Here is a 12,017-nt window from a genome sequence, read left to right as displayed (position 1 = left end):
AATCGGAATTATATTTTTTTGGGAGTCAAATTTTTATTATACCAGTCCGATGTCTCTTTTAAGCCTTTTTTTAAATCAACTTGAGGAAAATATCCAAGAAAGGACTTTGCTTTATCAACTGATGCTAAAGAATGTGGTATATCTCCTGCTCGATTTGGTCCGTGCTTTATCTCTACTTGAGCTACTCTCTGGTCAAAAACTGACAAATACATCTTAAGCAACTGAGCTAATTCAAGTAAATTAGTCCTACTACCTACAGCGGTGTTATAGACTTGATTGAGGGCATTTGCATTTTCGGTGGTAATGGCTAGCAAATTCATCTGCACCACATTATCTATATAAGTAAAGTCTCTGGAAAAGGTGCCATCACCATTGATTATAGGGCTTTCATGATTCATTAACTGAATTGCGAATTTTGGGATCACCGCGGCATATGCACCATTAGGATCTTGTTTTCTTCCGAAAACATTAAAATAACGTAAGCCAATAGTGTCTAAACCGTAAGATTTATGGAAAATATCTGCATATAGCTCATTGACATATTTTGTTATGGCATAAGGAGAAAGAGGTTTGCCTATCTCATCTTCAACTTTGGGCAGTTTTTCTGAATCACCGTAAGTGGAGGAACTGGCTGCATACACTAAACGTTTTACTCCCGCATCTCTTGCGGCGACTAGCATGTTCAAAAACCCGGAAACATTCACCTCATTACTAGTAATGGGATCATTAATGGAACGGGGTACAGAGCCAAGTGCTGCCTCATGCAGGATGAAATCAACGCCTTCACTGGCTTTATGGCAGGTTTCCAAATCCCTGATGTCTCCCTCGATTAGAGTGAAGTTCGAGTTATTAAGAAACTCCTCTATATTTTCTCTTTTTCCCGTAGCGAAATTATCCAGACAGATAACCTCAGCATTTAGGTCGAGTAAAGCCTCGCAGAGATTAGATCCAATAAACCCGGCGCCGCCGGTTACCAGTATTTTTTTACCTCCTAATTTCTTGAATTGTTCTTGCATTATAACTTTCCGTTTACTACTTCTAAAATACCTTTTACATCATATACCACGGCATTTGCATTCTTGAAAGTACTTAGGTCTATACTCAGGAACTCTTTGTGTGCAACGGTCAAAACTACCGCATCGAATTTTTGATCAGGTAAGGAAGAAGTTGTGCTTAATCCATATTCATGTTTCACCTCCTCGGGATTGGCTAGAGGATCATAGATAGTGACTTTAGTCTCGTACTGTTGCAATTCTCTCACGACATCAACTACCTTCGTATTTCGAACATCGGGACAATTTTCTTTAAAGGTTATACCCAGTACCAGAACATTGGCACCTTTTACCTTAATATCGTTTTGAAGCATCAGTTTAATAACCTCAGAAGCTACGTATTGCCCCATGGAGTCGTTCATGCGTCTCCCGGCAAGAATGATCTCTGGATGGTAACCCAGTTCCTGTGCTTTTTGCGCCAGGTAATAAGGATCCACGCCTATACAGTGACCACCAACCAGCCCCGGTCTGAATGGTAAAAAGTTCCATTTGGTACCGGCAGCCTCCAGAACATCGTTGGTGTCGATGTCCATCTTGTTAAAGATCTTCGCCAGTTCATTTACAAATGCGATATTGATATCCCGTTGAGAGTTTTCGATCACCTTGGCAGCTTCTGCTACCTTAATAGTTGGAGCGAGGTGGGTGCCCGCGGTGATAACACTTTTGTATAGATCATCCACTTTTTTTCCGATCTCCGGGGTGGAACCTGCGGTAACCTTCAATATTTTCTCTACTGTGTGCTCCTTATCACCCGGGTTGATCCTTTCAGGCGAATAGCCCACGAAGAAATCCTCGTTGAATTTGAGTCCGCTCACTTTTTCCAGTACCGGAACACATTCATCTTCTGTTACTCCGGGATAAACCGTAGATTCGTAGATGACTATATCTCCTTTTTTCAAGACCTTGGCGACACTTTCGCTGGACTTGTATAGCGGAGTGAGATCAGGGCGGTTGTTTTTATCAATAGGGGTTGGAACGGTCACAATATAATAATTGCAATCCTGTATGTCTCCCAGATCTCGTGATATATAAAGACCATTAGAGGTCTCTCCGAACTCTTCCGGTTGATTCTCATGCTTGCTCTCTCCCCAGTAACCTGCAACAGCCATTTCTTTTGCCGCTTTCGGCACTTTTATTGCAAGGGGATATTTCTTAAGCAGTACACTTTGAAGAATTTCATCTTCCACCTCAAGAGTACTGTCGTGTCCGTTCTGAAGTTCTTGTACGCGAGCGGCGTTGATGTCAAATCCTATTACCGGATATTTGGTAGCAAAAAGCCGGGCTAAGGGTAATCCCACGTATCCGAGGCCGATTACCGCGATCTTAATGTCGTTCATTATGTAGTGATTTGTCAATTGGGGATTGGTAATTGGGTTTCCAATCCCTTTTCCGGTAGTGTAGGGAGATTCCGGAGAGGGTGAATTTGTTATTTAATGGTGCCTGATGACTCTTGACTGGTTAATTAGGGATTGGTGATTGGATCACATGAAAACAAACCAATCTCGAACGTTAATCCTTTGGTAGTTAGATTTATCTGATCCCAATTCTCCGTTTTCTAATCTCTACCTGCCTGCGGCAGGTACGGCTTCGCCGTTCCAAGTCCCATTTCTGGAAATCGGTCGGCAAAAGGTTCAAAAAACCCGATGAACAGATGCTTTTTTTGAAAGGAAATGCAAATATATTGTTTCACAATTCTTTAACACAAATTACAAGCGTTAAAAAGGCGTTGAAGTTATTAACAATGTTGAGTGATGTGGTCAAGCTGTAAAGTTGTGATGCTGTAAAGCTGTGATGTGGGCAATTAACTTTGGAGAACTGGTGATCTGGTGATCTGGGAATGGTTACATCATCACTCCATCACAAGGTCACTTCATCACAGACTCCAAAAGGCTGCTCTCCTCGTTATTCTCTTCCAAAGTGGAACTGTTTCCTCCCCATAGGTGTATCCGTATTTATTTCCGTACCCGAATTCTGAGGAATCCAGGTCGTTCAGGATGATCCCGATGTTCTCTATTTTACCTTCTTCTTTAGCGTGGGCTACGAAATCCAGTAGTTTCCTGTCAGTGTAATTGGTACGTACCACATATAGATTCAGGTCCACATGCCCGGTGATCAGGAAGGAATCCACTACCGGCATGGTAGGTGCCGAATCGATGATCACGTAATCATACAGGTCTTCAAGTTTTTCTATGAGGGTTTTCAAAGCCGGCCGACTTAGTAATTCGGTAGGGTTCGGGGGAATGCTCCCCGAAGCCATGACGTCAAATCTTTCGTGCTGTCCTGACGGCCTGATCAGTTCTTCGAGATCCAGATCAGGATCTACCAGGAAATCACTGATCCCTCTGTGTCCTGCACTCTCAGGAATGAAACGTTGCAATTGCGGATTTCTAAGGTCGGCTCCCAACAGGATCACTTTTTTTCCGGAATGGGCCAGTGTAATTCCCAGGTTAAAGGAGGTGAAGGTCTTACCTTCTCCTTTAATGCTGGAAGTAACCATTATACAGCTGCCATTATTCTTGCTGGTGGTCTTTACCAGCAGGTATTGTAAATTATGCTGTAAGATCCTGAAGGCTTCCGCCAGCATAGAACGGTCATTCTGTTGTATGAGCTCAGGGTTGCCTTTGTTTATTTTTGGGAGTTCCCCGATGATCGGGAAGTTTTTCAGATGTGCTTCCAGGTCGTGACGGGAACGCACTTTATTATTGAGCAAGTTCTTTAGGTAGATCACCAAAAAGGGAACGAGCATTCCCAGGATAAGGGCTGCCAGGAACATGATCTTCGGTTTTGGGGAAACCGGAATGTCCGAACTGCGGGCATGATCTACGATCTTTGCCTTCGGGGCAGTGGCGGCCAGCGAAAGTGAGTTTTCTTCTCGCTTCTGAAGCAAGAACAGGTATAGGCTCTCCTTGATCTGTTGTTGTCGCTCAATATTTCGATATTCCATCTCCTTGACAGGAACCGCGGCTATCTTCGATCCTATTACAGCAGTCTCCCGGTTGAGGTTATCCTGTGCTATTTTCAGGTTGGAGCGCAGGCGGGTAAGGCTGTGAAAGATATTCGCCTTCAGCTCATCGATCTGTTCGTTCAGGGTGATGATCACCGGGTTCTTTTCGGTAGAACCTTTCAGGATGCGGTTTCGCTCCAGGATCAATTCATTATACCCGTTGATCTCCTCATTGACCATATTTTCATCGATCCCCAGGTTGGCGGGAAGCAGCCCCGAGGAGGAGCCTGTCTGCATGAACTCGAGAATGGCATCTGCCAGTTCTATCTGGGTAGCCAGTTCCTGCTGACGTTTTTTGTTCTCGGTAGCGCTGGTCATGAACAACTGGGATTCAGCCTGCAGGTCGGTGAGTCCGTTGTTTTCTTTAAACTCCACCTTGCCTGTTTCCACACTGGCCAGCTCCTCATTGATGATGCTTAATCTTTCATTGATGAAATCGGCCGTGTTCAGCGCCAGAATATTCTTGTCCTCAATGGCTTCCCGGTTGTATGCGCGCACCAGTTGATCCAAAATATCCCTTGCCTTTTCCCGTACCGGATCTTGAAGCTGCAGCTCGATAAGACTCGCATTCTTTTCGATTAATTGTATGCTGAGTTTCTCCTGATAAATGTCAGCTACTTTTTCGGGCAGGTTAATGCTGACCATTAAGGGTCCCTCAAGTTCCTGTACTTCAAAAACTGTTTCATTCCTGCGGAAGCTTACCATCGCAAAACCGAGATCTACAGGTTCATTGAATCCTGTCTTGTATCTCTTCTCGTCTGAAAGTCTGAAGACTTCTAGCGAACGGTCATCTTTAAATTCTATTCTGAAGCTACTTTCTGAAGCTTCTTCCAGCTGTGAAAACTTGCTCTTATTAATGTTCAGAACCTGTGCGGTAACAGGGCTGTTGCTGTATAATTCCCTGTTTTGGAAGAGTCCGCTTTCAAAATAGCGCACGTGCAGGTTGAGTTCTTTGATTACACTTTCCATAAGTCGGTACGATCTCAGGATCCCGATCTCGTTCTCAATACTGTTGGTGTTCATTCCGCCCAATAATCCGAGTTCTGTAAAGGCTTCGATGCCGCTTGCCGGATTCTTTTCACCTTCTTTTATCAGGATGGTGGCTGTTGTAGGATAAACCGGGGTCATGAACTTAAGCAGGACAAAGCAAATTGCCAGAGCCGTAAGTATGCAAGCCAGGAACCAGGGCCAGTAGCGGAGGTGTTTCTGAAGTTCTTCCTGAAGGTTCATCTCGTCTTCCTGCACAGAGGTAGGGTAGTGTTGTGCCATTCTTGAATAATGATTTTTTTGGTGGTGTTATTCCGAAGCGTGTTTGACTGCTACGATTTTGATACGGCTTCGCCGTTCTAAGTCCCCCGGAAGGGGTTATATAGATCAAAAACTGACCAAAAAAATCTGCCGGGAAACCGCGCAAATATATTGTCTGATAGGTTTTTAGGCAAGCTTATTTGTTAAAGATTTTAACAAAATAAATTGGGAGTGCAAATATAATATGAAATGGAGGTGATTCAATTACGGTTTTCCGTAAAACAGACTAATTTTTGAAGTATATTTTAATAATGAAATGTTAAAGGAAGTGTTGGTTAATTGGGAATGGTTAATTGGAGAATGGTTGATTGGGGAGTGGTTGTTCTCGATACATCCCGATAGCTATCGGGACACTCGAACTGACGGGAATGGTTGGAACAATGAACAGTAAACAATTATCAATGAACCTTAACTCTGCACTCTGCACTCCCAACTCAGTACATTGAACTTTCGCCTCCCGACTAAAGACTTTCGTCTAAAAAGCCTCCCGACTAAAGACTTTCGCCCAAACATAAGATTGCTTCGCTTGAAGTGGGTTTTGTTTTTTTAGAGCGAGACGTTTCGTCGCTCGCAAAGACGAGGGACAATGAACAGTAAACAATTATCAATTAACAACTCAACAACCTTGAATCTTAAACTCTGAACTCTGAACTCCCGCCTCCCGACTAAAGACTTTCGTCTATTCTAATGCTTCAGCCACCTTTACATTCACTACGCAATCCAGGCTTTTAAGTACGAGTCGGAGGCGTTTTTTGCCCACTTTTTCAATGATAGCGTCCTGTCCTTTAAAGCTTCCACCGGCTATGGTGATCTTGTCACCGGGAGTAAGGTGCCCAATTTCCACATGCTCTGCACGGCCGTCCTCCAGCCACAGCTTGATGGTCTCGATTTCCCGATCTCTGATAATTGCCGGTTTTCCCAGCCAGAAAATGTATTGTACGACTCCGGGCACGTCAAAAACAAGGGCGCGTTCCTTTTCGGTTAAATGCACAAAAACGTAGGATTTGAAAAGGGGAGTAGTGACCTTCTTCTTGCGGTCGCTCCACTGCCGTACTTCTGTCACGGTAGGACAATAAGTTTCTATCCCGATCTCTTCCAGCTGCTTAGCGACCTTCTTTTCCCAGCGAGGCTTGGTGTAGATCGCATACCAATTCTTAGAAAGTTCTTTTCCGTTTTGCATAATCTCCTTTAAACAGTAGGCTGGGGAAGAAAGAAGGGGATTCCTTTCCCTTGCAAAAATAAGGAATTGCGATGAAAAATGGATAACCGAAGTGAGGTTAATTGGGGAGATCGGTTGTCAGTTGTCGGTTTCCGGTTGTAGGTTGAGGTCCCTGTTTTAGTTATGTATCTCTAAGGGTTCCATAAGCACTTCGACTTTTCCTCCCTGCGGTCGGGCTCAGTGTGACAGTTGAGATGATAATTGTAATTGGATCTTATTCAGGTTGGATAGTGTTGGGGTGTCATTTCGAAGGAGGAACGACTGAGAAATCTCTTGAGAGCCATTCTTTTTTTTAGGAGTATAAACTTTTTCCGGCTCCCTTTAGGGTAGGGGTAAAACGGAAAAAGAGTACAGCCTCTATAAGCACTTCGACTTTTCCTCCCTGCGGTCGGGCTCAGTGTGACATTTGAGATGATAATTGTAATTGGATCTTATTCAGGTTGGATAGTGTTGGGGTGTCATTTCGAAGGAGGAACGACTGAGAAATCTCTTGAGAGCCATTCTTTTTTTAGGAGTATAAACTTTTTCCGGCTCCCTTTAGGGTGAGGGGCAAACCGGAAAAAGAGTACAGCCTCTATAAGCACTTCGACTTTTCCTCCCTGCGGTCGGGCTCAGTGTGACATTTGAGATTATAATATTGTTAGCGTATTGTTTTAGTTTTCTGGGTTCCGGTTTCCTGTGGTCAAGTTTTAATTAACGACTGTCAGACTGAGCCGGTCTGCTTGCCAATAGGCAGGCAGAGCCGAATAGTCGAAGTCCTTACTAAGGAATTTTTAATTTTTCGTTTTTTTCCGGTTTGTGGTTTGATTTCAAGAAGTGACGAACGACTACGGAATCGCTTAAGATTAGTACTCTCTTCTCTTTAGTACTATAAACTTTTTCCGGCTCCCTTTAGGGTAGGGGCAAACCGGAAAAGGGAAATGATTTTTCTCTGTAACTTCTTCAATTCACCTGTATTTCAGGTAGCTCTTGAGGGTAGGGGAAATGATGAATGAAAAGAAGTGATTTTAACGGAAAAACTAATTCTTTTTCCCCGCCCTAAAGGGTGAGAATCAGTTTTTCCTTACCTTGATTAAAAGATACTTCTTAACAGTTTTACTGCGTCACACCTTCACAACATCACTCCCTCACAACCTCGATCCCGTCAAAGAATAATACAAAACTCCCGTCCTTACTCGTGTGCCTGGTAGCGATCTTGATGCCTCCAAAATCTTTATAATCTTCCCAGGTGGCGGGGAAGGCATTTTCGGGATTGCCTCCCGATCTGTAGATCCATTCCTGTATCATGAAGTTGTCGTCAAAGAATACTTCGTAAACGTCTCCCGGTGTGTAGCCTATGTCAGAAGGGTAAGTTATAGTCATGCTTTGCATCTCCTCTCCGCTGATTGGTGCTATCGCTTTTTCCTCATGTTTCCATTCCATTTTATCCCACACCAGGTGAAAAGGAAACAAAAGCCAGTACTGGTCATTTATAAATCGCTGATCCACCCATTCGTGATTCGCTGCTTCAGTTTTGTGGTCATAAGCAACAGTAGAATCTTTCGTAGTGAGGGTCACCCTATTTGTCTTTGGTTCCCATGTCCACGCCCGGCTGGTGCGCAGACTGTCATTCACTTTAACGTTGAAAGTGTATTTCAATTCCTGGACGTTATCGAAGTTCTCCAGTCCGTTGGCTGCAGCGATCTTCTCAACGATCGTTTTTTCAGGATCTGCTGTTGCCGGATCATTATTTGTTTCGTTTTTGCAGCTGGTACAAGCGACAATTATAACAGCAGCCAGAAAGATGTATAGGTTTTTCATTTGGTTGGAAGTTTAGGAGACTAAAATAGTAATTTCTTTCCGGTTGCCGATGTTGCGGGTTGTGGGATATGGGTTGCAGATTACGAATTGCGGGTTTTTGTCATTTTGAAGGAGGAACGACTGAGAAATCTCTTTGGAACAGTTCTCAGTTCACGGTTTTCCGTTCTCGGTTTTGGTGAATACTTAACTTTTTTCGGCTCCCTTTAGGGCAGGGATGAAACGAAAAAAGAGATGACCCCTGGTGTGCATATTCAAGATCCTTCTCGCATTATATGTGCTTTAGGGATGACAATTGAGTTAAAAACCAAAGCACTTCGACTGATCCTCCCTTCGGTCGGGCTCAGTGTGACATTCCGCTCCGGTGAATAGTGCACAGTGGTCAGTGGATAGAGAAATCCAATTTTGATTCTCTCAATAAGTGAAAGCTGTTTAGCAAAAAAAAAATAATCTAAAAGAATGATCAAAACTTCGAAAAGAACCCAAAACTGAGAACTGAGAACCGCAAACCGTTAAAAGCACTTCGACTGATCCTCCTTTCGGTCGGGCTCAGTGTGACATTCTTTTATAAACAGCTAATAACATAGCCCGGTCACAGCATCACTCCGTTACAACGCCTTCACGCTCATCCCGCCGTCCACAACGATGTTCTGCCCGGTGATGTAGGACGATTTATCCATCGCCAGAAAAGCGATCACCGCGGCCATTTCTTCCGGCTGGGCAACCCTGTTCAGGGGAGTCCTGTCCAGAATGTTGCGCATACGGTCCTTCTGACTCAGTACACTATCTGTTAACGGTGTATGGGTATACCAGGGAGATACCGCGTTGACGCGAATGTTCTCTTCGGCCCATTCCACAGCGAGGCTTCGGGTTTGTTGCAATAAAGCGGCTTTTGACATCGCATAGGGGGTGCCTGAACTCACATCCTGGGTCGCCGCTGAGGAAGCAATATTGATCACCTTCGCCCGGTGTGCCTTTTTTAACTGCGGATACAGGTGTCTGCTTAAAGCGAAGGGGGAGAACATATTTATTTCCAGTACTTTTCGGTATTCCTCCTCAGAGTACTCGACCGCTTTTTTACGGATGTTGGTACCTGCATTATTAACCAGGATAGTAAGGGCTTTCCAGTTGTTCTCGACGTATGAAAGTATTTTCTGTCTGTCCTCAGGAATGGTAACATCGGCGACCATTCCTTTGACCTTATAACCTTTGGCCAGCAGTTCATCTTCCAGTTTTATGATGTCTTCCCCGCTACGGGCGGTGAAAAGTACTTCCGCGCCCAGTTCCAGAAATTCCAGTACGGTAGCCTTTCCTATTCCTTTAGTGCCGCCGGTTATGACGGCCGTTTGTCCTTTTAAATTCCACATGCTCGCTTATTTTTATTTAGAAAATAACAAATAAGGTCACCTCCGGATGCCGACAAACGAAAATCACTAACCCTTCCAAAAATAAGGAAGGTCTTCAATTTTCATCAGCACCTCCGACAGGTGACCCATGCTTATTCTATTTTTTATGATTACAGGCTTCTTCCCGTTAATAGCTTATAAATGACAAGGATAACAGCGATCACGATTAAAATGTGGATAAGGCTTCCCAGGTCAGGAAAAGCGAAATAGCCTATTAGCCATCCAATGATCAGTAAAACGATGATAAGCCAAACTAAATCTCTCATAGGTTGATTTTTTATGCAGCCTTTATAGCTGCTGGTTAGATATTACTATTGGTTTTTATATATGGTTTTCAATGCTTTACTTAAATGTACAAAAGCTTTTTTGTCTAGATTCTTCTTTAACGGAGGTTTAACCCTTCGGGAGTAGTTATGAAGTAAAGGAGTGATGAAGTGACGCGGTGAAGTTATTTAGACAGGGTCACAAGATCACAACATCACCCGGTCACAATAATATTCGTATTTTCGCCCCATACTTAAATCTGAATGCAGCATTCTAAAAATATTGCCGTGGTGGGATCGGGTCTTGTGGGATCCTTGTTAGCACTACACTTTACAAAGGCCGGACATCGGGTAACCGTTTTTGACCGCCGTCCTGATGTGCGAACAGTGGAATTCTCGGGTCGTTCCATTAACCTTGCCATGTCCAATCGAGGATGGAAGGCTCTTAGGGAAGCGGGGATCGAGGAGGAGATCAGGAAACTGGCCATTCCTCTTTACCAACGAGCGATGCACGTAAACAGCAGTCCGGTTTATTTTCAGAAATACGGAAAAGAGGGAGAAGCGATCTATTCTATCTCCCGCGGAGTGCTGAACAGAAAAATGATCGACCTGGCAGAAACTGCCGGCGTGGAATTCAGATTTGAGGAAAAAGTATGGGATGTAGATCTTTCCGAAGCAAAACTTTTCACAGGCGAGAGTGAAAAAGGGGAGTGGCAGGAATATGATTTTGACCTTATCTTTGGTGCCGACGGCGCTTTTTCAAGGGTGCGACATAAGATGCAACGCCAGAGCCGATTCAATTACTCGCAGGATTTTATTGATGTTGGCTATAAGGAGCTGAGAATTCCCGCAAATGCGGATGGGTCACATAAACTAGATAAGAATTCGTTTCACATTTGGCCTCGCGGAAAGTTCATGTTGATCGCCATGCCTAACCTGGATGGTAGCTTCACATGTACGTTGTTTTTGCCTTTTGAAGGGGAGCATTCCTTTGAAAACCTGACTACCGAAAAGGAAGCTGAAAATTTCTTCAGCCGTTATTTTCCTGATATAAAGGATGAGATCTCCAATCTCACCCGTGACTTCTTTCGCAATCCTACCAGCGCGCTGGTGACGGTGAAATGTTTTCCCTGGACCTACAATGACAAGATCGCCCTGGTGGGGGATGCCGCCCACGCGATCGTTCCTTTTTACGGGCAGGGGATGAATGCCGGTTTTGAAGATATTTCTGAATTGAGCCGGTTGGAATCTGAATATGGAGATGACTGGGAATCCATTTTCAGGGAATATCAGAATCTGAGAAAACCGAATGCCGATGCCATTGCAGAATTGAGTTATCGCAATTTTCTTGAGATGAGCAGCAAAACTGCCGACCCGGATTTTCTGCTGCGGAAAAAGATCGAAAAGCATTTTGCTTCTAAGCATCCGGAAAAATGGAAGCCTGTTTATTCCCGGGTGACTTTTTCTGAAAAACCTTATTCCGAAGCACTGCAAATAGGAGACCAGCAGGCTGCTATCATGGATGTCATTATGAAACTCCCGGATATTTCTGAAAAATGGGATTCTGAAGAAGTGGAGCAGAAGATCCTTGCAATGTTAGAATAGGTTTCAAGGTAATAAGTTAGTGGTTCTAAAGCGGCTTTAAAGTCAATACCGTCACCCTGAACTTGTTTCAGGGTCTTTTTGAATGGAAAAAACCTACCCTCTCCGCCACCCGTTAGGGCCGGGGAAAAGCGGAGAGATGCCACCCCGCAATTCGCGACCTGTCACCGCAACCTGGAACAGGTAACTCAAGCCACTTCGACTGATCGCCTTTGGCGGCTCAGTGTGACATTCTTCTTACAACTGAGATCCTTATAACTTGAATAAAAACCTACCCTCTCCGCCACCCTTTAGGGCCGGGGAAAAGCGGAGAGACGCCAACCCACAATTCGCGACAGGTCACCGTCACCTGGAACCTGGAACAGA

General features: G+C 44.2%; 9 protein-coding genes. 2 read left to right on the top strand and 7 right to left on the bottom strand.

What is annotated here, in order from left to right; all coding sequences use genetic code 11:
* Positions 1 to 8: 8 nt before the first annotated feature.
* The 3 genes from ACFQ1G_RS06055 to ACFQ1G_RS06045 all read right to left on the bottom strand — a co-directional run bounded on the left by ACFQ1G_RS06055 (position 9) and on the right by ACFQ1G_RS06045 (position 5,325).
* The gene (locus ACFQ1G_RS06055) at positions 9 to 1,016 is read right to left on the bottom strand and encodes an SDR family oxidoreductase (protein ID WP_380737592.1); all 1,008 of its coding nucleotides are present in this window, start codon (positions 1,014 to 1,016) and stop codon (positions 9 to 11) included.
* Positions 1,016 to 2,389: a nucleotide sugar dehydrogenase gene (locus tag ACFQ1G_RS06050; protein WP_380737589.1), complete on the bottom strand. Its 1,374-nt coding sequence runs from the start codon at positions 2,387 to 2,389 to the stop codon at positions 1,016 to 1,018. The genes ACFQ1G_RS06055 and ACFQ1G_RS06050 overlap by 1 nt, the downstream gene beginning before the upstream one ends.
* 536 nt (positions 2,390 to 2,925) lie before the next feature.
* Complete coding sequence (locus ACFQ1G_RS06045; protein WP_380737587.1) at positions 2,926 to 5,325, bottom strand: GumC family protein; 2,400 nt, start codon at positions 5,323 to 5,325, stop codon at positions 2,926 to 2,928.
* A 295-nt stretch (positions 5,326 to 5,620) separates the two neighbouring features.
* On the opposite strand from ACFQ1G_RS06045, the gene ACFQ1G_RS06040 reads away from it, so the two are divergent.
* Positions 5,621 to 5,755 carry a hypothetical protein gene (locus ACFQ1G_RS06040; RefSeq protein ID WP_380737585.1) on the top strand — a complete coding sequence of 45 codons (135 nt, stop codon included), beginning with the start codon at positions 5,621 to 5,623 and terminating at the stop codon, positions 5,753 to 5,755.
* Between the two features lie 288 nt (positions 5,756 to 6,043).
* Here the strand turns inward: ACFQ1G_RS06040 and ACFQ1G_RS06035 are convergent, their stop codons facing one another.
* The 4 genes from ACFQ1G_RS06035 to ACFQ1G_RS06020 all read right to left on the bottom strand — a co-directional run bounded on the left by ACFQ1G_RS06035 (position 6,044) and on the right by ACFQ1G_RS06020 (position 10,052).
* Positions 6,044 to 6,544 carry a UpxY family transcription antiterminator gene (locus ACFQ1G_RS06035; RefSeq protein WP_380737583.1) on the bottom strand — a complete coding sequence of 167 codons (501 nt, stop codon included), beginning with the start codon at positions 6,542 to 6,544 and terminating at the stop codon, positions 6,044 to 6,046.
* Between the two features lie 1,158 nt (positions 6,545 to 7,702).
* Complete coding sequence (locus tag ACFQ1G_RS06030; RefSeq protein WP_380737581.1) at positions 7,703 to 8,383, bottom strand: hypothetical protein; 681 nt, start codon at positions 8,381 to 8,383, stop codon at positions 7,703 to 7,705.
* Positions 8,384 to 8,988: 605 nt separating this feature from the next.
* Positions 8,989 to 9,747, bottom strand: a complete 759-nt coding sequence (locus tag ACFQ1G_RS06025) for an SDR family oxidoreductase (RefSeq protein ID WP_380737579.1) — start codon at positions 9,745 to 9,747, stop codon at positions 8,989 to 8,991.
* A gap of 149 nt (positions 9,748 to 9,896) precedes the next feature.
* On the bottom strand, positions 9,897 to 10,052 hold the full coding sequence (locus ACFQ1G_RS06020; RefSeq protein ID WP_380737577.1) for a lmo0937 family membrane protein: 156 nt from the start codon (positions 10,050 to 10,052) through the stop codon (positions 9,897 to 9,899).
* Between the two features lie 261 nt (positions 10,053 to 10,313).
* Here ACFQ1G_RS06020 and ACFQ1G_RS06015 point away from each other — a divergent pair, with 261 nt between their 5' ends.
* Positions 10,314 to 11,654 (top strand): FAD-dependent oxidoreductase, encoded by a 1,341-nt coding sequence (locus tag ACFQ1G_RS06015; RefSeq protein WP_380737575.1) that lies wholly within the window; start codon positions 10,314 to 10,316, stop codon positions 11,652 to 11,654.
* Positions 11,655 to 12,017: the final 363 nt, after the last annotated feature.

This window comes from Salinimicrobium gaetbulicola (assembly GCF_042676025.1).
GTDB lineage: Bacteria > Bacteroidota > Bacteroidia > Flavobacteriales > Flavobacteriaceae > Salinimicrobium > Salinimicrobium gaetbulicola.
Note: the sequence above shows the minus strand (reverse complement) of the source record. Positions and strands in the feature narration are given on the sequence as shown.

Excerpts from the sequence above, each read along its gene's own strand:
- ACFQ1G_RS06055 (WP_380737592.1), bottom strand. The coding sequence starts at position 1,016 with ATGCAAGAACAATTCAAGAAATTAGGAGGTAAAAAAATACTGGTAACC.
- ACFQ1G_RS06040 (WP_380737585.1), top strand. The coding sequence starts at position 5,621 with ATGTTAAAGGAAGTGTTGGTTAATTGGGAATGGTTAATTGGAGAATGG.
- ACFQ1G_RS06020 (WP_380737577.1), bottom strand. The coding sequence starts at position 10,052 with ATGAGAGATTTAGTTTGGCTTATCATCGTTTTACTGATCATTGGATGG.
- ACFQ1G_RS06050 (WP_380737589.1), bottom strand. The coding sequence starts at position 2,389 with ATGAACGACATTAAGATCGCGGTAATCGGCCTCGGATACGTGGGATTA.
- ACFQ1G_RS06045 (WP_380737587.1), bottom strand. The coding sequence starts at position 5,325 with ATGGCACAACACTACCCTACCTCTGTGCAGGAAGACGAGATGAACCTT.
- ACFQ1G_RS06025 (WP_380737579.1), bottom strand. The coding sequence starts at position 9,747 with ATGTGGAATTTAAAAGGACAAACGGCCGTCATAACCGGCGGCACTAAA.
- ACFQ1G_RS06015 (WP_380737575.1), top strand. The coding sequence starts at position 10,314 with ATGCAGCATTCTAAAAATATTGCCGTGGTGGGATCGGGTCTTGTGGGA.
- ACFQ1G_RS06035 (WP_380737583.1), bottom strand. The coding sequence starts at position 6,544 with ATGCAAAACGGAAAAGAACTTTCTAAGAATTGGTATGCGATCTACACC.
- ACFQ1G_RS06030 (WP_380737581.1), bottom strand. The coding sequence starts at position 8,383 with ATGAAAAACCTATACATCTTTCTGGCTGCTGTTATAATTGTCGCTTGT.